Raw genomic sequence first — 24,227 nt, forward strand, 5'->3', positions numbered from 1 at the left:
GCGCTACGTCACACGCTAAGGTTAGGTGTTCTTTAATGTGTCATCCAAAAGAACTGACCCTAGTCTATGATATGTAAGCGCAATCTAACAACTATTCAACGATTAATTTCACATCAACTGGCGTAATCGTAGGCTTAGTTGTCGTTCAAAGCGGCCTTATGAATGTATTTAGCCCACTTTATCGCTTCGTTGTAATAACTATGCAGAAGACTCTGTTTAACACCATACTTTGTTGCGAATTGCTGAATGCCCGTCCATTTAGCTCTTTCAAAGAATTGTGACAGTGTCAGACAGTTGCGAAGCATACCAGGGCTACCGCACAGGGCATCTTTAACGTCGTCACTAATTGGAACCTTGCTGACCAAATCGTCAATTCGCTGTTCCATCATGGCATCAAGCAAAGAAAGCAGGCCAGTAAGAAAACCTTTTAACGGGTCATCGGCATCTTTAAGCTGGGTGTAGACCAGTTCACAGAACTTAGCGCGAACAAGCGCCATTTGCATTAGCTCAGTAGGTTGACCATCGCTTAGGTTTGCAAGAGCCAGCAATGATATGAACTTCTTCACTTCTACTTCGCCCATAAAGGTTAACGCGTGTTTAAGTGACGTTATTTTATATCGCTTGTTGACCAGAGGATTGTTGATAAACCGCAGCAGCAAGTAGGTAAGCGAGGGATCTCGTTCAATGATTTTGTTTACTTCATCGAAATTAAGCTTTGCCTGGCTACTTAGCGTAAGTAACTCCATCATGGTTAGGCTGCTGGGCCCTAACTTTCTGTGCCTTACGATTTCGGGTTTAGCTAGAAAGTATCCTTGGAAATAGTCGAAACCCATATCTTTGAATTTATTGAATTCTTCATAGGTCTCAATTTTTTCTGCAACCAACTGTATTTTGTTCGATTTGAAGCGTTCGACAAGGGCGGGAATTTTGTCGTGGGGGATCTCTGTAATGTCAATTTTGACTATGCTGGTAAATGGAATGAATGCTTCCCACTTCCCTTTCATGTCGTAGTCGTCAAGAGCAATAGGATAGCCAAGACCTCGAATATGTTTGCAAGCGGCTACCAGCGCATCATCAACGTCAACGGTTTCTACAATCTCAATGACCACTTTGCTTGCATCCAGAGAGGTCGGAAAACGAAACATAAGTGTGTCGCGGTGAAAGTTAATGAAGGCTTTCTTATCTCCGGTTATCTCTTCAATACCTAAGCTTAAATGGGTAGAGGTAAGAATTTTCGAGGTAGCCTCGTCAGGAGGTATATCGGGAAAGCAGTTATCTTCTCCAACACGAAAAAGTAGTTCGTAGGCGTAAACTTCTCTGTTTACATTAAATATTGGCTGTCTAGCGACGTAAGCAAACATCAAGATCCTCTTTGCTTCACTTGCCTTACTCCTTTCCTTAAGTATTTCCCTTCCAGTCTCTTATAATTGTTGTCTGGAAAATGCTGTACAGCGGTTGTAGTGCAAAATCGATTAATTCAATCTATTATTTTCAGTTTCCAGCCAGAAAAGCAAGGTATAAGATGACATATACAAGGTTTACATACTGTATTGACGCGTAGGCACCTTGCTGACTTATCTTAGAGATAATGGAAATCTTATGTTTCGGGTAACTAGCGTGTAATAAATAAGCGTTGGATTTCATACCAGTGAGATTAGCCTTCACTTTGGTATGTGTAATTAAAGTATAATGATGTAGTGGTTAAATGACCGACCCAAAGGCGCGACGCCAGAAAGTGCAGCGTGTCATTTGATGTGAAGTCGATAGTCTAGGCTTAGTGTTTGCGGTGAATGCATTCGTAAATGGACCGCAAGCTGTAGAGTTGAACTTTTTTTCTTTATTTAGGTCTTGATATTGTAGAAACTGTCACTATAACTACATATTGGTTAGACTTCATATCTTAATTAGGTCTCGCGCAGCTTCGGTTACTTTGCTAATATGAAGCGGCAATAAATGAGGTGAACAATGAGCAACAATTTGCAATCTATGGCCCTGTCAGTGCCACACAGCGGTAGCATTGAAGGCTACATCCAAGCTGTAAGCAGCATTGATATGCTTAGCGCTGAGGAAGAGCGCGAGTTGGCAGTGCGCCTTCGCGAAGACGAAGACTTACAAGCCGCTCGTAAGCTAGTAATGTCACATCTTCGTTTTGTAGTGCACATTGCAAAATCTTACTCAGGTTATGGCTTACCACAAGCCGACTTAATTCAAGAAGGTAACATCGGTCTGATGAAAGCCGTTAAGCGTTTTGACCCAACGGTGGGCGTACGTTTGGTTTCTTTCGCGGTACATTGGATCAAAGCAGAAATTCATGAGTTTGTACTTAAAAACTGGCGAATAGTGAAAGTTGCGACAACCAAAGCGCAGCGCAAACTATTCTTTAACCTTCGTAAGGCGAAGAAGCGTCTTGGTTGGTTTACTCATGACGAAGTGCAAACAGTAGCGAACGAATTGGGTGTGAGTACAAAAGAAGTGCTTCAAATGGAAGCGCGTATGAGCTCTCAAGACCAAGCGTTCGATTTAACTGCGGACGAAGATGAAACAGGTAACTTCGCGCCAGTTCAGTATTTAGAAGACAAATCTTCAGATGTTGAAACTGACGTAATCAACAACGACTGGGATACAGCGGCGAGCAAGCGCTTGTACTCAGCGATTAAAACGCTAGACGAGCGTAGCCAAGATATCATCGAAACTCGTTGGTTAGCAGACAACAAGATTACTCTGCAAGACTTAGCTGATAAATATCAGGTTTCTGCAGAGCGTGTTCGTCAAATTGAAAAGAACGCGATGAAAAAGCTTCAAGCAGCTATGGTCGCGTAGTACACGCAGTGCATAGCTTACAAATAGCTTAACTACGAAAAAAGCGCCTTACCGGCGCTTTTTTTATGAGTGGATTTTTGTTCTTAGTGACGGCTCGTACGAAATAGTGATGATCGCTAATCCGTAACGCTACTCTTCTTCATTTTTAGAGGGAGGAAGCACGTAGAATACCCCTTCAAATTCCGCCACAGGGGTGTCGCCATCCAAAATTGCCACACTCAGCTCAAACCTTGCCTTGTTGCAGTTCTCTAGCGGTTTGAATTTTCCAGACAAGGTTTCAATATTGCAGATTGCCCTTGGCTTCATCGTGATGGGTTTATGGTAATGAATATCACCATCGCCCAATACAATGTCACCGTCTAATCCACGCTCTTTAAGCTGCAAGTAAATCATGCCCCAGCCAGTTAGCGTAGCTAGAGAAAAAATACTGCCAGCAAACATAGTGCCGTGAATATTGATGTTTTTGTTTAATGATGCACGGGTTTCAAGTGTGCGGCCAGTGTACTGGTAAAGCTTAATTCCCATGTGCTCGGTAATAGGAATGGTCTCAGACCATGTCTCTTGCAGCGATTTACACCACTTAGGGTGAAGTACTAATGTGTTGTTTTCAGTGAACTTCTTGACCATTTGTTGACGTTTCAGCATGCCTAGTTCGTTAGGCGCTTCACGCTCAACTTCAAAGCCACATGCGCTAAAAAAGTCGATAGATATTTCGCGGCTGTTCGTTACAGCGCGCTCGGCGCCCAAGTCTTTCGCAACGTTTTCTAGTGCGGCCATGATCATTTGGCCTAAGCCCTTGCGTTGATGGCCTGGGTGAACCGCAATATGACGAATTTGTGCCTCTTCGGCTGTGTTCAAATGCACACGGCCGCAAGCTACAATTTCGCCATTTCGGTTAGTAATAATACGGTGCTCTGCGACTTGTTCATATTCGTCTTTTTCAGAGCCTGGAGGGAAATTCCATGGCTGGCGTAAGTGTTCCCACCGAAAATGAAAATAGGCTTCAAACTCGGCATCGCTTTTTGGTGTGACTACCTTGTACACAATAAACCGGCCTTCTTAAATGAATGAACGAGTATTTAAACGTAAGAATACATGCGGTACAAGCTTAATTATGTAAGCAAGTTTGGGATGCTGACGAAGCGTACGATTTTACCCGCTAAACGCTAAATTGAAAGGTGACGGGGCCGTCATTAATTAGGCCTACTTGCATATCAGCGCCGAACTCGCCAGTGGCCACCACCATACCTTTATTTTTTAGAGACTGAACGAACTTTTCATAAATGGCTTGGCCGTGTTCTGGCGATGCGCCGCGTGAAAAACCAGGACGATTACCTTTCTGCGTATCGGCTACGAGTGTGAACTGAGAAACCACCAGTATTTCGCCTCCCACTTGCTCAACATTTAGATTCATTTTTCCGTCTTCGTCACTGAACATGCGATATCGACAGAGCTTATTTGCTAGTTTCTCTATTTCCGCGTCACCGTCTTCTTTCTCAACACCCAAGAGCACCAGCATGCCTTTACCAATTTCGCCAATAAGATTACCGGCAACGGTGACATTGGCTTCCGATACGCGTTGAATTAGTCCTATCACTTTGACGACTCCTGAATAAAGCGAGACATGTCGCGGGTAGCACGGCAGAGTGCGTAACCTATACTAGGCTCGGAAGTACTGTGCCCCGCGTCGGGGATAATTTGTAGCTGACTTTGAGGCCACGCTTTGTGAAGTGCCTCCGCCGCTTCTGTTTTGCAGATCATGTCGTAACGACCATGTACAATTGTTCCAGGAATATGACTTATTTTGCTAATGTTTTCAAGAATATAGTTTTCGTCTAGGAAGCATTGGTTAGATAGGAAATGGCATTCCAATGTGGCTAAACAGGTGACCAGCTGCATAGGGTAATTAGTTGTCGAGTCACCCACACCAGGTGGTAGAGTTATACGAGAAAGTCTCTCTTCCCATTGGTACCATCTTTTAAGCGCTGAATGTCTTAGTACATCATTGCTAGAACGCACCATTGCACTATAGAAATCACACACTGAATTAGAGGTCACAGGCTTAGGCACATCTTTTGTAAATTTCCGGTAATACTCGGGAAATAATTGAGCTGCACAGCCATTTGGCGATAAAAACCAATCCCTGTCTTCCTGTCGAGCTAAAAATACGCCACGTACAATGAGTCCTGTCACTCGCGGCGTGTACTTTAACGCGTAGAGCAGGGCGAGTGTCGAACCCCACGAACCGCCAAACAAGAGAAATTTTGGAATTGAAAGGTGTGTACGTAATGCTTCGATATCTTCAACATTCGACCATGTGTCGTTGTTTAGCGTGTCAGCGATAGGCGTAGAGCGGCCGCAACCACGTTGCTCATAGCCGATAATGCGATACTTATTGCTGTCAAAAAAGCATTTGTAATTAGGGGGTAAGCCTGCACCTGGGCCTCCGTGAATAAAGAGCACAGGGATGCCGTTTGGATTACCACTTTGCTCGAAGTAAAGCGAATGCCCACTTCCCACTTCGATAAATCCATTTTCATAGTAGGTAACATCGGGGTAAAGTCGTTTCATTTTGTTTCTGCGCGTTGTGTGAGTGCCTGTTTTAGTTTAGTTTATTGTTATACAAACGGTTGCGTGCTGACTGCTTTAACGCTGTTTATGCTTGTAAAATAAGCGATAAATCTTAAGTGTATACTATAGAACAAGTGTCATTACGTGCTAGCTAATCATATTATAGTCATAAATGCGAGGAGGTTTATATGGCAGGTCAAGGATCGGGCGGTAATGTAATCGCCGCAATTTGTAACTTCTTTATTCCTGGTTTAGGTCATTTGGTTCAAGGCAGAATACTGGGCGCGCTGTTCTATTTCATTACCGTAGGCGTCTGTTATGCCCTAGCTGCGACCGTCGTTCTTGCTATCGTATTCTGGCCATTAGGTGCCATTTTGCATTTAATCAGTATTATAAGCGCAGCGCGCTTTAGAGGTGGAGTAACCGCATGAAGCTACTTGCATCAGCATTTGTTGCTATCCTTGCCCTTAGTGGGTGTCAGTCTGCATATTACGCAGCATGGGAAAAGGTGGGCGTTGAAAAGCGTGATATCTTAGTAGACCGCGTTGAAAACGCGAAAGAATCACAAGAGGACGCTCAAGAGCAGTTTAATTCGGCGCTTGAGGCATTCAGCGCGGCCGTTGCATTTGATGGCGGTGAGCTTGAAGATGTTTACAATCGATTAAACGGTCAGTACGAAGATAGTGTTGCCGCCTCGGAAGAAGTGAGTTCACGTATAGACAAGGTGGAAAGTGTAGCTGAGGCTTTATTCGATGAATGGTCTGAAGAGTTAGAGAAGTATGAGAACGCATCGCTGAAGCGGGATAGTGCGGCGAAGCTTCGCGAAACTAAGCGTCGTTACTCTTCACTAATGACGGCTATGCGCAAAGCGGAAAGTAAAATGCCGCCGGTATTAAGCGCGCTTCAAGATAATGTGCTGTACTTGAAACATAACTTAAATGCCAGCGCGATAGGCGCGCTGCAGGGCGAGCTCTCTACCATTGAGAACAACGTCGCTCAGCTTATCAGACAAATGAATTCTGCTATTGCCGAGTCTGATGCGTTTATTTCTTCAATGAAAAACTAGCTTTTAAGCAGTAATAAATAGAAAGGGAGCGAGAAGCTCCCTTCTTTATTTTAAACCTGTAGGGCTGATTATTCTTGAGGTACCTTGCGGGGTTCGTTTTCTGCTTTTCTGTTTTCAAACGCTTCACCTAGGCTGCAGGTAAATTCAGCACCAAACAGCACAATTACCCACGACAAATACACCCATAAAAACAGAATAGGTACCACCGCAAGCGCGCCGTAAATAAGTTCGTACGAAGGAAAGTTCGTAACATAAAGCGCAAAGCCTGACTTGGTAATTTCAAAAGCGATAGTAGCCACGATAGCGCCAACCAGTGCGTGACGAGCAAAGACTCTTCTATTAGGAACCACCATGTATAAAATGGTGAAAGCAAGCATGGCTGCGCCGCTTGGTACAAGACTGAGTAAGAAGGTACCAAGACCTGGTGTGTATTCTTCGGTGAATGCCGCTAATCCAGTTAAATAAGAACTGACCACCACACTGGACCCGATTAACATTGGACCAAGAGTGATCACCATCCAGTAAATAGCAAAGGTATACACAATAGGTCTGTCACTTTGCGTACGCCAAATTCTATTCAGGGTTTTATCTACGTTTGATATAAGCATTAACGCAACGAGCAGCAGCGACAAAATACCAATAGCACTCATTTGTGAGGCATTGCCTACAAAATCGGTCATGTATTTATGCACCACATCACTGGCGGTGGGAACAAAGTTGCTAAAAACAAAATGTTCGAGCTTGCTTCTCACAGATGCGAAGGCAGGAAAAGCCGACATAATGGTAAAGGTCACCATGATAAATGGTACTAAAGATAATAAAGTTACATAGGCTAAGTGCCCAGCAGAGATAGTAATATTGTCTTCTCTACAGCGCTTTATGAAGATGTTAAAGAGATCTCTAACCTGAGGAGTAACATTGTTATATAAGGCTTTAACCTTGTCTAAATCCACTCAATTTCTCCTGACGATACCGTGTAAATGGTAAACAGCGCGGTTTTATCTATGCGTACTGTTATAAAGCATCGATAGTTCATTACATGTTATATCAGATGGTAACTGCGGGCGGCCTTGGTGGCAAAGTTTAATGCAGGCTTTATACAACAAAGGCGCATTGACTGCGCCTTTTGTGGAGTACTTCATTAAACAACGTAAGCACGGTCCTGATTGTCGTTATTTATTAAGCGCCTGAACGCACGCCGAGCATGTGGCAGATGGCGTAGCTCAATTCACTACGGTTCAAAGTATAGAAATGGAAGTGTTTTACCCCTTCTTTAGCGAGTACTTTAACTTGGTCCATAGCAATGTTAGCGCCTATAAGATTACGGGTAGCTTGGTCGTCGGCATCAAGGCCGTCAAACATCTTGTGCAACCATCCCGGCACATGAACATTTGTGAACCCCGCAAATTTCACCAGTGTTTGGTAGTTGGTTACCGGCAAAATACCCGGAACGATATCTAAGTCGACACCCGCTGCGGCTGCACGGTCTCTAAATCGAAGGTACACACTCGTATCGAAAAAGAACTGGGTTATCGCTTCTGTGGCACCTGCTTCTGCTTTGCGCTTAAGGTTTAGTAAATCAAACTGCGCATTTGGTGCTTCAGGGTGCTTCTCTGGATAGGCAGCAACAGAAATATCAAAATCGGCAACGTCTTTTAGCAAGGCAACAAGATCAGAGGCATACATCTCTGTCTTTTCTACTCCTGGCGGTAAATCGCCACGAAGCGCAACAATACGGCGAATGCCTGAATCCCAGTAGTCTTTAGCAATTTGTTTAAGTTCATCTCGGCTAGCATCAACACAGGTCAAGTGAGGAACAGCTGCTACACCGGTTTGCTGCTGAATGCGTTTTACAACGTCGTGGGTTCTGTCACGCTCACCGCTATTCGCGCCGTAGGTTACCGACATGTAGCTTGGCTTTAGTGGCGCGAGACGTTCAACTGACTTCCACAGGGTCTGTTCCATGGCTTCCGTTTTAGGCGGAAAGAATTCAAAAGATACATCAATATCACGCAGTTCCGACAGGGACTGGTTTAATGCATCGATACCTTGTGCGTAAGAAACCATGGCTTTTTCTCTCAAAAATGTATTCTTATAGACGTTTAGACGTCTAAATTAAAGAATATATGTCTAGACGTCAAGAGGTTTACACTGCTCAATTGACCTTTTCGTGAACTTGTTTAGAATTTCTCTTCATAACATAAAAAAGAGTAGACCGAGTTAGTACAATGGCAGAATGGAACGGTAAATATATTCACCCCTACGCAGAGCATGGCAAGAAGAGCGAACAGGTAAAGAAAGTCACTGTCTCTATACCTATTAATGTGCTTAAGGCGCTTACTGATGAGCGTACTCGCCGCCAAATCAATAATCTGCGTCACGCCACTAATTCAGAACTGTTGTGCGAAGCATTTTTGCATGCGTTTACCGGTCAACCATTGCCTAACGATGATGACCTGCGCAAAGACAATCCCAATCGCGTACCGGCTGAAGCAAGACGCATTATGGAAGAAATGGGCATTGATCCAAGCTTCGAAAACGATGTGTCGGAAGACGACTGATATTTGGTATTAAAGAGAAACGGCGCTTTGTTGTAAGTTATTGCTAGTTGGTAACCTACAACACGGCGCCGTTTTTTATGTACTTGTATTCTCGAAGCGCACTTTTTAGCAAATAAAGGTTGAGCACTAGCCCCTCCATTTTTTTGCCTTATGCGCCAGAATTTTATTCTTCTGGGCTTTCAGGCACGCGTGCAACGCCAGATTCAATCGCAGCCTTAGATACGGCGGTAGCAATACGCTCGCATAAACGCGGGTCCATAGGTTTAGGAATAATGTACTCCTTACCAAATGTCAGACTAGTACTCTTACTGGCAGCTAGTACTTCTTCTGGTACAGGCTCTTTCGTGATAGCACGAAGGGCTTCTACTGCCGCTACTTTCATTTCATCGTTAATGGCCGTTGCACGAACATCTAGTGCTCCACGGAAAATAAACGGGAAACACAGTACGTTGTTAACCTGGTTAGGGTAGTCCGAGCGTCCGGTAGCCATGATAAGATCTTTACGTACTTCGTGAGCAAGTTCAGGTTTTATCTCAGGATCTGGGTTAGAGCATGCAAATACAATTGGGTTTTCAGCCATCAAGGCCAGTGTTTCTGGTGGTAAAACATCCGGTCCAGACACACCAACAAAAATATCCGCACCTTCCATTACATCTTCAAGCGTACGCTTGTCAGTATTGTTAGCAAATAGCTTTTTGTGCTCAGTTAAGTCTTCGCGACGAGTATGGATAACGCCTTTTCTGTCTAGCATATAAATACGCTCACGCTGGGCACCACACTTTATAAGCAGTTCCATACAAGCGACCGCTGCTGCACCGGCACCCATACACACAATTTTAGCGCTCTCTATGCTTTTACCCTGAATTTCCAGAGCATTAAGCATGCCCGCTGCAGTTACAATAGCGGTACCGTGCTGATCATCATGAAATACCGGAATTTTACAGCGCTTAATTAGCTCTTGTTCAATCTCAAAGCATTCAGGCGCTTTAATGTCTTCTAAGTTAATGCCGCCAAATGTGTCAGCGATATTCGCTACTGTATTAATGAACTCTTCGGTTGTACGATGCTTCACTTCAATGTCAATGGCATCCAGGCCAGCAAAGCGTTTAAACAGAAGGGCTTTACCTTCCATAACAGGTTTCGATGCCAGTGGGCCTAGGTTACCCAACCCTAAAATTGCGGTTCCGTTACTGATAACGGCAACCAGGTTTCCTTTACCCGTGTACTTATAGGCGTTATCTGCATCTTCAGCAATTTCTCTGACCGGCTCGGCAACGCCTGGGCTGTAGGCAAGAGCAAGGTCATCGACGCTGTCTGCTGGCTTAGATAACTCTACGCGGATTTTTCCAGGTGTGGGTTTGGCGTGATAGTCGAGTGCGCGTTGTCTAAAATCTGACATGTAAAAAGGTATCCTTAGATGTAGGGTTCATCGGTGTTTTCGTTCACGCTCTGTAGCTATTTTATTGTCGTTATAGTTATAGGTAGATAAACGTAAGCGCGTTACAACCAAGTAATGACAAAAGTGATTATAAATAGTTGTTAGCACTAGGGCTTGTTGATCTTTGTTTTACAGCAATCATCAATAGGCCCCAAGGTGGCATGTGGAAAAGCAGACTAGGCGTTAACCTTTACTGATTTTGTTCACATACCTTAATGGATACAAGCCTCAGGTTTATGTACCCAAAAGCGCCACAAGTCTTGAAAGTAATGCATTATTCACAGAATTAATGCTCACTATCAAAGTGCCGATCGCAACTCTAACACAGCCTATCACTGTGTACATATCTGATCAGAATTCTCATATACCAATGTAGGTTAGGCATACTAATTAGACCAGTAAAATGGGGCTATAATTGCCATTCATGCTATTTATTTTGACTTGCCATAGCATTCCGTAGGTCTATTGTGTGGAGGATGAAAACAAAGCTATCAAAGGGATCTACGTTCTCATAAATGCATTGGACAGAAACCCAAATCAGGAAAATAGAACGCAGGGAGACACCTCGTTAATTCTCCATCCAATATTTCTGATAAAATCCTGTGAAAGCCCACTCAAAATTCGCGCTGAAGGCGAGGATATGACAGAAAGAAAACTAATAACCGTGCTAACCGATGTGTGCGAAAGCGTAAAATCTACCAATAATGGATTTGTTTGGCTAACTCACGTAGGGCATTGGAGAGCGCCGCAAGTGATTGCCGTGTTTAATACTGAGCAGGAGAAGCAGCGGGCGTTAACTAATGGTTGGGATATAGACTTCATAAACCAAGTGAATATTGCTTTAGCGTCAATTAAGTCAGCACCCGTTGGTATTTATTTTGATAGCGAAGAAGAGTGTAAGAAAGTGAGTGGCGGCAATTGGGATAGGCATTTATCTAATGTTAAAAACCTTCACTGAGTTCAGGTTACGCTGAATGTTGCAAATTAAGCTAAAAACGTTTTCAGAAAGGCGAGTTGCAGGGCTTGTTACACTGGCTAGGTACTGGCCTGACGTAGGATAACGGCGGTAAAGCGCTGTTTGGCACACCTTGTTTGTGTGAAGCGTGAATTTTAAGCAATAAAAAAGCGCCATAAAGGCGCTTTTTTCGAACTCGATATCAGGCTTACTTTTTGCCTAATGCACCGAAACGCTTCTTGAAGCGATCAACACGACCACCAGTGTCAACGTTACGTTGCTTACCAGTGTAGAATGGGTGACACGAAGAACATACGTCTAGGTTGATGTCTTTACCAAGCGTAGAGCGAATGTTCATTACGTTACCACATGAGCAAGTTGCTGTGATTGCTTCGTATTTTGGGTGGATATCTTGTTTCATTGGGTTACCTCACATAATAAGGCCGTATCGCTATACAACCCGAAGTCGCACACCATACGTTACTTAATTCAAATGATAAGTCGTTCAAAGAACAGCCTATCGCAAAAGAGCGGCGCATAATAAAGGATGGCAGGGCCTTGATCAAGCGGTTTTTGGCCAAATGCTAAACAAGAGAGCTAGACAAGGCAGCCGTATAAAAAGGTAGCCGTATAAAAAGGCCAAACAAAAAACATTCCTTTTATGCTTACCTGTAAAGTATGTTTAAATATTTGTGTTTCAAGGCTAGGCCATAGCTCTAGTAGCAAAATCATGCGCTAATAGCAAAATGTGTAGCTAGCTGTTAGCAGCGTAAATTGCTGTAACGTATAGGTCTGCAAGAAGCCTCAGTATAATTAGTTTCAACATAAGAAGCTTAGTAAGCGCATTACGCGCTGTAACAATCGTCAAATAAGGTAGAACCTTCGCAATGGCCTTTATCCAAGTTGCCGTGCCAGTGCCACTGCGCCAACTTTTCACGTATACCCACGGAAACGCGCTAAGTGCGGGTGTAAGAGTGGTTGTGCCTTTCGGTCCGCGCAAACTTGTGGGCGTAGTTGCTGAAACCCTACACAAAACTGAAAGCGACATTGAAAACTCCAATAAGCTAAAAGCTATTGAGTCGGTACTGGACGATAGCCCTATTATAGATGGGGTGCTGCTGAAAATGGCCCAATGGCTGTGGCAGTACTATCATCATGCGCCGGGTGAAGTGCTACACGCCATGCTGCCTGTCTTATTACGCAAAGGCGAGTCAGCAGCGCCAACACCCCAAGACATGTTAATGCTTACCGAAGAAGGTAAGCAAACGACTGCAGACACGTTATCGCGGGCGCCTAAACAACAAGCCTGTTTTACTGCAATGGCCGGTGGTGCCTTATTAGCGTCCCAAGCGCGCAAGCAGTATGGCGCACCTGCGGTCAAAGCACTTGTCGAAAAGTCATTGATAAGCATTGAAGAAGTCGCGCCTGAATTTAAGTCAGGCAGTTGGCTTGCCTCGTTATCGGTGTCTGAAAAGCCAATTCCAGATACTGAGCAGTCGGTTGCCATTGCCGCACTTAATCGTCAGCAGGGCAATTTCGCTGTAAGTTTGCTTGAAGGGGTTACCGGTAGCGGTAAAACGGAAGTGTACCTTCAAGCCATCGAACCCTTACTGCGCGACGGAAAACAAGTGCTTATACTTGTGCCAGAAATTGGGCTTACGCCGCAAACGGTGTCACGCTTTGAAAAGCGCTTTGGTATTGCAGTGGGCGTTTTACACTCTCAGCTTTCTGATAAAGAACGGCTACAGGTATGGCAGCGAGCAAAAGCAGGTGAACTCGGGATAATCATCGGTACTCGCTCGGCTATTTTCACCCCGCTGCACAACCCCGGCATGCTGATTGTGGATGAAGAGCACGACGAGTCTTTTAAACAACAAGATGGACTTCGCTACCACGCCCGTGACTTGGCAGCTATGCGGGCTAAGCAGCACAATATTCCTCTTTTATTAGGCAGCGCCACGCCCGCACTCGAAACACTTAATAATGCGCTAAGCGGTCGCTATGCCCATTTGCAGTTAACTAAGCGAGCGGGAGGGGCGAAAAGCACGCATCAGCATGTGTTGGACGCGCGTGACCAACCCATTCACTACGGTATTTCGCAAGGCTTGCTAACGATAATGCGCCAGCATATCAACGCGGGAAATCAGGTATTGGTGTTTGTGAATCGCAGAGGCTATGCGCCAGCGCTGCTTTGCCATCACTGCGGCGAAACCGTCATGTGTAAGCGTTGTGACCGCCCGTATACGGTGCATAAAGCGCAGAACCGTTTGCAGTGTCATCACTGCGGCGGCATGCGCTCAATGCCATCAAACTGCGAAGCGTGCCATCACAATGAATTAGTTACGGCGGGTACGGGCACCGAGCAAGTCGAGCAAGGTCTTGCAAGCTTATTTCCCGGTGTTAAGCAGGTACGAATAGACAGCGATACCGTGCGGGGCAAAGACAAACTGCACCAGACGCTAGAAGCAATAAACCGCCAAGAGTACCAGCTGCTGGTAGGTACCCAAATACTATCAAAAGGTCATCATTTCCCGCATGTAACCTTAGTGGCGGTGCTAGATTGTGATGGCGCACTTTTTAGTGCCGATTTTAGAGCACCAGAAAAGCTCGCTCAGCTTGTAACTCAGCTTGCAGGAAGAGCAGGGCGCGCTAGTAAACCCGGTGAAATGTGGCTGCAAACTCACAATCCCCACCATCCTTTGCTACAAGATTTAGTACATAACGGCTATGGGCATTTCGCCAGACACGCTTTAATGGAGCGAAAAGCGGCAGGGCTTCCCCCTTTTATTAGCCAGTTTGTCATTCGCGCAGAAGCGACCGACAGCAGTTTGGCCTATCGCTTTTTACAAGACAGCAAGCAAGTATTTCACCAGCAGCATGCTATTGCGTTAAATGGCCCGTTTCCTTGTTTGATTGAAAAGCGGCAAGGCAGGTTTCGGTTTATGCTGGTATGCAGTCATGAAAAGCGTGCGCCGCTTCACAATGCGCTGCGTTTGGCGCTGCCATTTTTACAGGCGTTGCCACAGGCAATGAAGGTAAGGTGGTCGATAGATATTGATCCTACCGATTTCAGTTAGCTTGTTGGGTAGCAATACGTTAAAATTTCCGCAGGATTGAAGTGCAGGAAAGCTGCTGCTTCATAAAGATTTGGTATATGACGTTTTCTTACGCATACAAACAACGATAACAAGTAGGAATATTGCCGACTATGGCTCAACGCGATTATGTCTCTCGTGGACGCTCTCCTCAAAAAAAGAAGCCGGCTGGTAAAGGTAGAAAAACAGCCAGAAGTGCGCAATCAAATGCGCAATCTAACGCCCCGGTTTCTGGAAAACTTCCTATTGTGCGCCTTGTTGGCGTATTCGCATTGGTGATTGGCTTTGGTGCATTTTTGTGGTCAATAAAAGACAATGTAGAAGACGACGTGGATACACAAGCTTCACGACCTGTGGCTCCTACAGAAGAGACGTTACCTGAGCTTCCTGAAGAAGAATGGGAGTACATTAAGACCCTTCCAGGATATGAAGTAGAAGTTGAGGTCAAAGAGCAAGAAAAATCTGACAAACGCTATTTAATGCAGTGCGCCTCGTTTAGAACCCGCGCGCAGGCTGAAGAGATGAAAGCCAAAATTGCATTCCAAGGTTTAGAGGCGCTTATCAGACACAGCACTGGCAGCAACGGCGATTGGTTCCGCGTTATTCTGGGCCCTTACGAGTCTAAGCGTGATGCAGAAAAAGCCAAGCACAGTCTGCGTAAAGTGAACATTGCGACATGCCAAATTTGGTACTGGAATTTGTAGCAGTTTATTGTAGGTAACACTTAATGCGGTGCATATGGCGCTGAAATAGCGCGTAGAGAAAGGATGCGTTTACAAGGAAGTATCAATGAGTATTGCCATCACCGAGCAACCAAATTACGCCGCTTATAGCATAGAAGAGCTTGAGGACGTTCTGGAAAATATTGATAAGCAGGCCTTTCCAGAACGCTATCAGGCAGCAAAAAATGAGCTCGCTGCTAAGCGGGCAACGCTGCCACCTGAGAATGATACGGATAGCGCCCATCAAGATGAGCATTTTACTCGACCTAAGTGGTCTGAGCTTCATCCAATAACACGTATCAGTAACGGCGCTTTTTTAGTACTTATTGGCGCTTTGATTGTATCGGCATTCACCAACTTTATCGTGATTAACGCATGGCTAAATAATTCAACATGGGCCATTGTTTTATTTACTTTTGTTTATTGTGCCTTTTATTACCTGTCTATTTCCATCGATAAACGACAAGCGCAATTTGTGATGAAAGATTGGCGTGGAAAAGTAACAATTTTCACCATGCCGTTTTTGGGGCTTATTTTTACTTGGAATTTTATTGATAGGGCATTGCCCTACACGCTTCACTTGGCGTCCGGAAAACAAGAAACGGAACTGAAATTTGCTTATGAAAAAGGCAGCGGCTCTAAACACTGTCGACACTCACTGTTGTTAAAAGAGAGCGGTACCTTGTCAGATGGGCGATTATGCTTAAATCAAAGTGAGCACAAACGCTTACCAAATAAAGGATGGGTGTATGTTAAGGGCTCCGAAAGTGGTTTTGGTTTTGACATTGAAGGGTATCGATTTCGCTAAATTTCAACCATGAATGCCTGCGTACTAATCACTTCAAATGCAATTAGCCCAAGCAAAATGAGATTAACCAAAACCGTTACCCAATAAACCCTCATAAATGACGATTTACTACGCTTATGCTCATACCAGTCCGCATAGATCATTACCCACTCAGCGAGAGTTAAAATGTTCGTAATCGCGGCGTGTTACCGCAGGTATAGTGGTTCTACATCAAGGTGACACAACAAAGAGTACGGACATTTTAAACTCGCCCTTCGGGAAGGTCTGGCAAGCTTCCTAGCTTCATTCTGGGAATTTGAAAGGGAACAGCCATTCCTGCATTCCCACGCTTTGCTAGGAAACTTGCCAGCGCCTTCTGAGTGGGCAATTATCTATGCGGATTGGTATTGACATCTGTTGGACTAGCAATGCGCCAGGCCAACCTCCCAATAAGCTTAATATATGCAGTTTTGCCTCTGAAACTCGCCGTTTTTCCTTTTTTGCAGCCGATTTGTCTATGCCGTAAAACAGTATGGTAAGCAAACTTACCGCGCCATAAACGATAGGTACTATAAACGGTAGCCGACCTGACAATGTAAATAACGCAAGTGCACCGGAGAAAATACTCAGTACGATAACATTACGTTTTCTTTGCGAGGTTGGCTTATTGGCGCGTAAACGTTTTGCTTTGTGATCCTTGAGTAAGCTGATGTTGCAGGCGCGGTGATTACCATTTCTATCCTGCTCAACTTCATAAACAATAATGTCGCCATTAACCGGGCGCCTAGAGCGTTGTTTAAACGCTTTGATATGAGTAAACGCGCGCGTGCCTCCACCGTTAGGCTCTACAAAACCATAACCTTTAGCATCGTCCCACTGTTGAATTCTTCCCTGATACTTCACTACCACTCCTTTAAAACCATTATGTAGCGTCTTCATTGTTGCTACTTTATCTGTGCTCTATCACCTAGGCATTATTTCACTTGGCCATAGAGTGTGTTGGCGAGAGTATGCACTCAATAAATGGTGTATTCAATACACTAGCGAACACGCTAAGCCCATATAGTAGGCAGCTCAGAGCGCACATTCTTTTGTATTACCCTTGAAATTAAAAAGCCTTCCCCCACTTATTTGTTATTGAATTTGAACGCTGCTGCCTTTGCTAGACGAAAAACGCAGCAGCGCCCAGCCAAACGGGGAATTAACGTGACAACGATTGTATCTGTACGACGTGGGAATCAAGTGGTAATGGCCGGTGACGGACAGGTATCACTGGGCAATACCGTAATGAAAGGTAATGCGCGCAAAGTGCGCCGTTTATACCACGACAAGATTTTAGCGGGCTTTGCTGGTGGCACGGCCGACGCATTTACGCTGTTTGAGCGCTTTGAAGCAAAGCTTGAAGCCCACCAAGGCCATTTGACCAAAGCGGCAGTAGAGCTCGCCAAAGATTGGCGGACTGACAGGGCGCTTCGCAAACTAGAGGCATTGCTTGCCGTAGCAGACGAAACCGCATCGTTTATTATTACCGGTAACGGTGATGTGGTGCAGCCAGAACAAGATCTTATCGCGATTGGCTCTGGTGGTAACTACGCGCAAGCCGCAGCTACTGCACTACTTGAAAATACAGAGCTAAGCGCAAAAGAAATTGCCGAAAAAGCGTTGACCATAGCGGGTGATATTTGCGTATTCACTAACCATAGCCAAACGGTTGATGTACTAGATTACTAAGTAATAGCTGAGTGCTGTTATCGGCTTGCTGTCGCTCGTATGAATTTGAGTACAGCAAGCGCTGTTAGAAAAGGGTTTATTCATGTCTGAAATGACACCAAGAGAAATTGTTCACGAGTTAGACCGACATATTATTGGTCAACAAGATGCCAAGCGCGCTGTATCTATTGCACTTCGAAATCGCTGGCGTCGTATGCAGCTTGAACCTGAGCTGCGCCAAGAAGTTACGCCAAAAAATATTTTGATGATTGGCCCTACGGGTGTGGGTAAAACTGAAATAGCCCGCCGTTTAGCAAAACTTGCTAACGCGCCGTTCATTAAAGTTGAAGCTACTAAGTTCACTGAAGTGGGCTACGTAGGTAAAGAAGTTGAGACCATCATTCGTGATCTTGCTGATATTGCGGTGAAGATGACGAAAGAAAATGAAATGAAAAAGGTGAAATTCCGCGCAGAAGAAGCTGCGGAAGAGCGCATTTTAGACGTTTTGCTGCCTCCACCAGAAGATGCATGGGGTAATAAGGAAAACGTTGAAGATCGCGGTACGCGCCAAGCATTTCGTAAAAAGCTTCGTCAGGGCGACTTAGACGACAAAGAAATTGAAATTGATGTGGCACTTCCGCAGGTGGGCGTAGAAATTATGGCGCCTCCAGGTATGGAAGAAATGACCAATCAGCTTCAAGGCATGTTCCAGAACTTGTCGGGTTCGCAAAAGAAAAAGAAGAAGCTGAAAATTAAAGAAGCGTTCAAACTACTAATTGAAGAAGAGGCGGCACGCCTTGTTAATCAAGAAGATTTGAAGGAGAAAGCCATTGAGTCGGTAGAACAGCACGGTATTGTGTTTATCGACGAAATTGACAAAATTTGTAAGCGAGAAGGCAACTCGTCGGCAGATGTATCTCGCGAAGGTGTTCAACGTGACCTGCTTCCACTGGTGGAAGGTTCAACGGTATCGACAAAACACGGCATGGTTAAAACTGACCATATCTTGTTTATCGCTTCGGGCGCATTTCAAATGAGCAAGCCGTCTGACCTTATTCCAGAGCTTCAGGGTCGTCTTCCAATTCGCGTTGAGCTATCTGCCCTTAAAGTCGGTGACTTCAAGCGCATTCTTACCGAGCCGAATGCGTCATTAACGCACCAGTACATTGCGCTAATGAAGACAGAAGGCGTGGATATTAGTTTCGACGATTCTGGTATTCAGCGTATAGCCGAAGCGGCATGGCAGGTGAATGAGCGCACTGAAAACATTGGTGCCCGCCGTTTGCACACCGTGCTAGAGCGCCTTATGGAAGACATCTCGTTTGACGCCTCTGAAAAGAGCGGTGAGTCATTCGTGATTGATGCTGATTACGTTAACAGCCACCTAGAAACCTTGGTAGATAACGAAGATCTGTCGCGCTTTATTTTATAATGCAGTTTTGAGATAGCGAACAGCTCAGCTAAAAAGCTTATCGGGTATAACATGTCCCAGTGAGCTTTTGAAAATAGAGTATTTAAGCCCAGAGATATGCTCTGGGCTTTTTATTTTTCATTCAAAAATCTTGTCTTAATATTGCTATATAACATTTTAACGTTGCCCTCCTGCAAAATTTTTCGGCATACCAACTTCTAAAAGCCTCAATTAAAAACGACGTAGCGTGTAAAACCTCTTGTTAAATTTTTGTTGATCAGACTTTACATAAATAGTATAAACTAAAAAGACAACGTTGTTTATTTGAAATTACAGCACTTCAACAATCAAGGCGCGATATGAAAAATTACACATTGCATCCATTAACACGTCAGCTAAGGAAGGCCATAAAGCCTACTCCACTTTTACTGATGCTAATGGCAACGTCGTTACAAGCTCAAGAGGCTGGGTCTGGATCTGATGATTCGGAATTGCCAGAGGAAGTAGAAGTAATAGAGATTTCTTACGGTTACAGCGCCGTCGAGAAGAAAGATTTGACTGGAGCAATAGCTACAGTAGACATCGAAGACGTGATTGATTTGCCTGCCGGCAACATTATGCAAAATCTTCAAGGAAGAGTACCTGGTTTACAAATCACCACCACAGGTAATCCAAGTTCGACAGCAACCGTGAGGATCCGCGGTCAGGGACTAGGACCTCTTGGCAACAATGACCCGCTTTACATTATCGATGGAATTCCAACAAAGTCTGGCCTACACGAAATTAATAGCAACGATATTGCCGATGTACAGGTGTTACGTGATGCGGCCGCCGCAAGTATTTATGGGGCTCGCTCTGGAAACGGTGTAATTGTTGTGACCACAAAGAAAGGTCACGATGGCCTAGACTTTAGCTTCCGATACAACCAGAGTATTGAAGAATATGACTATGACCTACAGCCACTCAACACGTTAGAGCGTGGTGCCGTAGTGTGGCGGGCGGCAGTCAATGACGGGTCAAACCCTAATTCAGCAAGCCCGCTTTATACATTTGACTGGAATCAAAATTTTCAAAATCCAGAATTATATTCGGTCATTCTTCCTACCTTTACTGATCCAGAAGGTGTTCAACGCCCCGCCGATACTAGATGGTTTGATGAAGTTACAAGAACCTCTAAAGTCTCGGATGCGAATTTCTCGGTGGCAGGCGGCAATGACGTTTCCAAGTTCTATACATCGCTGGGCTATTTTGAGGCCGAGGGTATCGTAGATGGTTCCAAGTTCGAGCGATTAGCTTTCAGAGTCAATTCTGAACATGTCGTTGTTGAAGATAAATTAAAAGTCGGTCAGACATTTTTGATCACTGATCAACAAGCTAACCTTATCAACGACCTAGCGGGTCAGATTTTAGGACTATCAATTGAGCAGCAGTCAATCGTTCCGGTTTACAACGATGTAGGAGGCTGGGGTGGGCCGGTACCTGGAATTACTGACAGAGACAATCCGGTTCGAATAATCGAGCAAAATCGTGATAACGGCCATACCTACAATAAACTCATGGCGAACTTTTTTGTTGAGTACACACCGATTGAAAACTTAACGCTTAGAGGAAATGTAGGGGTTGATTACAGTCAGTTTTATTTTAGAAATTTCACTCGTGCGTTTACCGCTGGCTCACTCAGTGGCGCAGACAGATTAACGGTTGAAGACAACTGGAATCAAAGCATCATTACGGGCGCTACAGCCACTTACAAACTCGTACTTGATGACCTGCACAAGTTCAATTTCTTAGCCGGGGTTGAGCAAATTAATTATGAGCGTGAACTATCCCGAGGCATTGGGTCAGGCTTCGCTTCGGATGACCGTTCTTTCGCTTATCTGTCGCAGGCTACGTCGGATGTAAGGGTAGAAGGCGAAGGAGACAATTGGTCCCTAGATTCCCAGTTTGCACGAGTGGACTATAACTATGATAACCGTTACTTGTCCTCATTTACGATTCGTCGAGATGGGTCGTCGAGATTTGGTGATGCTAATGAATACGGCAATTTTCCAGCAGCGTCATTGGGCTGGGTTGTTAGCAACGAAGACTTTTTCGATATTGATTTTATCGACACCTTAAAGTTCAGGGGAAGCTGGGGGGAAACGGGTAATCAGGAAATTCCTACTGATGCGACGGTAACAACTTATATACCCCGTTATGCGACCCAGTCACTTTTCACAAACCAGCAAGATGAGGGCACAGCATACGACATTACTGGCGCAAATGGTGGTACGTTGCCTTCGGGCTTTGTTCGTGCGCAAACTGGCAACCCTGATCTGAAATGGGAAACATCAACGCAGGTTAACTTCGGCTTAGACTTCGAATTGTTTGAGAGAACGGTTTATGGAAGCTTTGATTGGTTCAAAAAAGAAACCCGCGACATTCTTACTCTCACTCAACCAATTGCAACGCTTGGCGAAGGGGCGCAAAAGTGGGTCAATGGCGGCACCATTGAAAATGCCGGTGTTGAATTGGTGCTTGGATATGAAAAGTGGATAGATACGGGCTTGCTGGAAGACGAGTTGCTTGTAGATATCAACTTCAATATATCTTCGGCTGAAAACACCGTTACAGCCTTGCCTGAAGATGTTGTTAATTCCTTTGGGGGAAATGGACAAGATAAAACAATCTTGGGGCGTTCAATTAATTCAGTATATGGGTATGTTGCAGACGGTATATTCCAAAATCAAGATGAGGTGAATGAACATGCTACACAATCGGGCGCAGCACCGGGTCGAATCCGTTGGCTAGACCTAGATGGAAATGGCGTTATTGATGAGAACGACCAAGACTTCTTTGCAGACACGGATCCAGATTTTATCTATGGAATGAACTTCACGTTCAAATATAGAGACTGGGACTTCAACATGTTCTGGCAAGGGATCAAAGGAGGACAGATAAGGAATAACTGGCGACTATTCACCGATTTCACTTCTTTAAACATTGGCTCAAATTATGGTGCACGAACGCTTGATGCCTGGACTCCTCAAAATACAGACAGCGATGTCCCTGCGCTTACCCTGATCGATAACAATGGGGAGGGCCGTCAGTCTAGCTTTTTCTGGGAAGAGGGCACTTACCTGAAACTTCGCAATATCAGCGTGGGTTACACCCCTACATTAGATTTCATCGAACGCTTAGGCCTTAACGATGCACGCATTTATTTGCAGGCTCAGAATCTTTTGACTATCACGCCTGATGGCACTTTGAGTGAAGATCCTGAAACTCCTAATGAAGTTTTTCCTGTACCCCGCCGCGTCACTATCGGGCTGGAATTCTCTTTTTAAGCTAACAGGATAATGGATAAAGACACATGAACTATATAAGCAAACTTTTGACAACAAGCTTGATTGCGCTTTCAGTCGTATCTTGCGGCGGAAGCGATGAATTGGACAGTGAACCACAAGCAGTGCTCACAGAAGATCAGGTAGCAACGACTGAGAATATAGATGCTTTGGTTATCGCCACGTACTCCTATCTTGGCAATGACCACTACACAGCACCTAATTATCTGTGGCCGACAGGCAACCTGCGCGCTGGTGATGCGCACAAAGGTGGAAACGGTCCTTCGGATATCTTTGCATACCACGCACTTTCAATGTACGAGCCGTTAGTGCCGGATATGGAGTCATTCCCACCTGATTTGATCGATCTCAACAATAAGAAATGGACACGCAACTATACCGGTATTTCAAGAGCTAACACGGCACTTAAGGTTATCGCTGAGACGCCTTCTGGTGAATTACCAGGCGCTGATGAAAAAGCAGCAGAGTTACGTTTTTTAAGAGCTATCTTTTATTTTGATTTGAAAATCCATCACAAGCATATTCCTTGGATTGATGAAACGATGACTCAAGAGGAAGTACTAGCGACGACTAACCGCGATCTCACAGACCAGCAGTTATGGGACAACATCGCAGCAGATTTTCGTTTTGCCGCGAACACCTTGCCAGATGTTCAGCAGGATGTCGGCCGGGCGTCCGCACTATCAGCCAAAGCCTATTTAGCGAAAACCCTTTTGTATCAGGCGTATGAGCAAGACGAACTGCACAACGTGGTGAATATCAATCAGCAGAAACTCGAAGAAGTAGTCAGCTTGGTAGATAGTATTGAAGCCAGTGGACAGTACGGTCTTTACGACGATTATGCAGAGAATTTTCTTATCGAATTTGAGAATGGAAAGGAGTCTGTATTTGCCATTCAGCGTTCATTGAATGATGGCAGTCCTGACGGAAGAGGTTCTTGGTCTAGCGCGTTGAATGCGCCGATGTCAGGCGGTTTTGGTTGCTGTGGTTTTCACGTTCCAACAGAAAACTTTGTTAACGCGTTTAAGACCGATAACTCGGGTTTGCCCCGCTTCAACACATTCAATGACAGTGAGTATAACGTAAATAATGACCATGTTGACCCTCGGCTCGACCATACAGTGGCGATGGAAGGCAAGCCATTTAAGTACGACCCTGACCTTATTCATGGCGGCGACAGCTGGGCACGGGCACCAGGTATCTATGGCAATTACACGGGAATGAAAGACTTAGAACACCCTGAGTGTGACTGCCGGGGTGAAAACGGTCCTTTCCCAATATTCTCTCTCAATACCGTATTAGTGCGCTATGCCGATGTATTGCTTTGGAAAGCAGAGGCGCTGATAGAGCTCGACCGCTGGGAAGAAGCAACCCCGATTATCAATCGTCTTAGAGAGCGGGCCGCAGCCAGCACGGCGAGATTGAACGATGCGAGCTTATACCGTATTGGCACTTACGACACATTTACCAGTAAAGCAGAAGCAAGGCAGGCACTGCGCTGGGAAAGGCGCGTTGAGCTAGGGCTAGAAGGTCATCGATTTTTCGATTTGGTTCGCTGGGGCGTGGCTAAAGAGACCATTGACGAATACCTCACTACCGAGCGCGGCAGAAAGCCCTACTTGGAAGACGCTGCATTTACTAAAAATAAGCATGAATACCTCCCAATCCCTAATCAGCAGATTAATTTGAGTGGCGGAATTTATATACAGAATCCGGGCTATTAAGCCCGGTATTCCTAAAGTGGTTA

General features: G+C 44.9%; 21 protein-coding genes. 12 read left to right on the forward strand and 9 right to left on the reverse strand.

The window, feature by feature from the left end:
* Window positions 1-134 precede the first annotated feature (134 nt).
* Window positions 135-1,361 carry an EAL domain-containing protein gene (locus QME20_RS07210; RefSeq protein ID WP_061096012.1) on the reverse strand — a complete coding sequence of 409 codons (1,227 nt, stop codon included), beginning with the start codon at window positions 1,359-1,361 and terminating at the stop codon, window positions 135-137.
* 604 nt (window positions 1,362-1,965) lie between these two features.
* On the opposite strand from QME20_RS07210, the gene rpoH reads away from it, so the two are divergent.
* A complete protein-coding gene (gene rpoH, locus QME20_RS07215; RefSeq protein WP_014950987.1) occupies window positions 1,966-2,820 on the forward strand; it encodes an RNA polymerase sigma factor RpoH in 855 nt (284 codons plus the stop codon).
* 129 nt (window positions 2,821-2,949) lie between these two features.
* Here the strand turns inward: rpoH and QME20_RS07220 are convergent, their stop codons facing one another.
* The 3 genes from QME20_RS07220 to pip all read right to left on the reverse strand — a co-directional run bounded on the left by QME20_RS07220 (window position 2,950) and on the right by pip (window position 5,391).
* The gene (locus QME20_RS07220) at window positions 2,950-3,864 is read right to left on the reverse strand and encodes a bifunctional GNAT family N-acetyltransferase/hotdog fold thioesterase (RefSeq protein WP_281715699.1); all 915 of its coding nucleotides are present in this window, start codon (window positions 3,862-3,864) and stop codon (window positions 2,950-2,952) included.
* Window positions 3,865-3,979: 115 nt separating this feature from the next.
* Window positions 3,980-4,417, reverse strand: coding sequence for a D-aminoacyl-tRNA deacylase (gene dtd, locus QME20_RS07225; protein WP_281715700.1), 438 nt, complete (start codon window positions 4,415-4,417; stop codon window positions 3,980-3,982).
* Window positions 4,414-5,391, reverse strand: coding sequence for a prolyl aminopeptidase (gene pip / locus QME20_RS07230; RefSeq protein WP_168463740.1), 978 nt, complete (start codon window positions 5,389-5,391; stop codon window positions 4,414-4,416). Before pip ends, dtd begins: the two co-directional genes overlap by 4 nt.
* 188 nt (window positions 5,392-5,579) lie before the next feature.
* Here pip and QME20_RS07235 point away from each other — a divergent pair, with 188 nt between their 5' ends.
* Both QME20_RS07235 and QME20_RS07240 read left to right on the forward strand, forming a co-directional pair.
* Window positions 5,580-5,822, forward strand: a complete 243-nt coding sequence (locus QME20_RS07235) for a hypothetical protein (RefSeq protein ID WP_014950983.1) — start codon at window positions 5,580-5,582, stop codon at window positions 5,820-5,822.
* Complete coding sequence (locus QME20_RS07240) at window positions 5,819-6,457, forward strand: DUF2959 domain-containing protein (protein ID WP_061096009.1); 639 nt, start codon at window positions 5,819-5,821, stop codon at window positions 6,455-6,457. Before QME20_RS07235 ends, QME20_RS07240 begins: the two co-directional genes overlap by 4 nt.
* A 68-nt stretch (window positions 6,458-6,525) precedes the next feature.
* Here the strand turns inward: QME20_RS07240 and QME20_RS07245 are convergent, their stop codons facing one another.
* Together QME20_RS07245 and metF are read right to left on the reverse strand one after the other, a co-directional pair.
* A complete protein-coding gene (locus QME20_RS07245) occupies window positions 6,526-7,410 on the reverse strand; it encodes a virulence factor BrkB family protein (protein ID WP_168463670.1) in 885 nt (294 codons plus the stop codon).
* A 226-nt stretch (window positions 7,411-7,636) separates the two neighbouring features.
* Window positions 7,637-8,524 (reverse strand): methylenetetrahydrofolate reductase, encoded by an 888-nt coding sequence (gene metF / locus QME20_RS07250; RefSeq protein ID WP_014950980.1) that lies wholly within the window; start codon window positions 8,522-8,524, stop codon window positions 7,637-7,639.
* Window positions 8,525-8,685: 161 nt separating this feature from the next.
* On the opposite strand from metF, the gene metJ reads away from it, so the two are divergent.
* A complete protein-coding gene (metJ, locus tag QME20_RS07255; RefSeq protein WP_014950979.1) occupies window positions 8,686-9,018 on the forward strand; it encodes a met regulon transcriptional regulator MetJ in 333 nt (110 codons plus the stop codon).
* 163 nt (window positions 9,019-9,181) lie between these two features.
* On the opposite strand, the gene QME20_RS07260 is transcribed toward metJ, so the two are convergent.
* Window positions 9,182-10,417: a malic enzyme-like NAD(P)-binding protein gene (locus QME20_RS07260; protein ID WP_014950978.1), complete on the reverse strand. Its 1,236-nt coding sequence runs from the start codon at window positions 10,415-10,417 to the stop codon at window positions 9,182-9,184.
* A gap of 679 nt (window positions 10,418-11,096) precedes the next feature.
* Here QME20_RS07260 and QME20_RS07265 point away from each other — a divergent pair.
* Window positions 11,097-11,414, forward strand: coding sequence for a hypothetical protein (locus QME20_RS07265; RefSeq protein ID WP_039226843.1), 318 nt, complete (start codon window positions 11,097-11,099; stop codon window positions 11,412-11,414).
* 205 nt (window positions 11,415-11,619) lie between these two features.
* Here the strand turns inward: QME20_RS07265 and rpmE are convergent, their stop codons facing one another.
* Window positions 11,620-11,832 carry a 50S ribosomal protein L31 gene (gene rpmE, locus QME20_RS07270; protein WP_014977577.1) on the reverse strand — a complete coding sequence of 71 codons (213 nt, stop codon included), beginning with the start codon at window positions 11,830-11,832 and terminating at the stop codon, window positions 11,620-11,622.
* 466 nt (window positions 11,833-12,298) lie between these two features.
* Between rpmE and priA the strand changes: the two genes are divergently transcribed.
* The 3 genes from priA to QME20_RS07285 all read left to right on the forward strand — a co-directional run bounded on the left by priA (window position 12,299) and on the right by QME20_RS07285 (window position 16,036).
* Window positions 12,299-14,488 (forward strand): primosomal protein N', encoded by a 2,190-nt coding sequence (gene priA / locus QME20_RS07275; protein WP_281715701.1) that lies wholly within the window; start codon window positions 12,299-12,301, stop codon window positions 14,486-14,488.
* Between the two features lie 131 nt (window positions 14,489-14,619).
* Window positions 14,620-15,210, forward strand: coding sequence for an SPOR domain-containing protein (locus QME20_RS07280; protein WP_281715702.1), 591 nt, complete (start codon window positions 14,620-14,622; stop codon window positions 15,208-15,210).
* An 85-nt stretch (window positions 15,211-15,295) separates the two neighbouring features.
* Entirely contained in the window at window positions 15,296-16,036 is a 741-nt protein-coding gene (locus QME20_RS07285; protein ID WP_110289371.1) for a hypothetical protein, read from the forward strand.
* Between the two features lie 333 nt (window positions 16,037-16,369).
* On the opposite strand, the gene QME20_RS07290 is transcribed toward QME20_RS07285, so the two are convergent.
* Window positions 16,370-16,918 (reverse strand): DUF1294 domain-containing protein, encoded by a 549-nt coding sequence (locus QME20_RS07290; protein ID WP_281715703.1) that lies wholly within the window; start codon window positions 16,916-16,918, stop codon window positions 16,370-16,372.
* Between the two features lie 303 nt (window positions 16,919-17,221).
* Here QME20_RS07290 and hslV point away from each other — a divergent pair, with 303 nt between their 5' ends.
* From hslV to QME20_RS07310, 4 genes are all read left to right on the forward strand, one after another.
* The gene (gene hslV / locus QME20_RS07295; RefSeq protein ID WP_014950969.1) at window positions 17,222-17,746 is read left to right on the forward strand and encodes an ATP-dependent protease subunit HslV; all 525 of its coding nucleotides are present in this window, start codon (window positions 17,222-17,224) and stop codon (window positions 17,744-17,746) included.
* 82 nt (window positions 17,747-17,828) lie between these two features.
* A complete protein-coding gene (gene hslU, locus QME20_RS07300; RefSeq protein ID WP_014950968.1) occupies window positions 17,829-19,157 on the forward strand; it encodes an HslU--HslV peptidase ATPase subunit in 1,329 nt (442 codons plus the stop codon).
* A 338-nt stretch (window positions 19,158-19,495) separates the two neighbouring features.
* Window positions 19,496-22,462: a SusC/RagA family TonB-linked outer membrane protein gene (locus QME20_RS07305; protein WP_110289370.1), complete on the forward strand. Its 2,967-nt coding sequence runs from the start codon at window positions 19,496-19,498 to the stop codon at window positions 22,460-22,462.
* Between the two features lie 26 nt (window positions 22,463-22,488).
* A complete protein-coding gene (locus tag QME20_RS07310) occupies window positions 22,489-24,204 on the forward strand; it encodes a RagB/SusD family nutrient uptake outer membrane protein (RefSeq protein WP_110289369.1) in 1,716 nt (571 codons plus the stop codon).
* The last annotated feature ends 23 nt before the right edge of the window (window positions 24,205-24,227 follow it).

It is taken from the genome of Alteromonas sp. CyTr2 (assembly GCF_947311905.1).
Classification (GTDB): Bacteria; Pseudomonadota; Gammaproteobacteria; order Enterobacterales; family Alteromonadaceae; genus Alteromonas; species Alteromonas macleodii.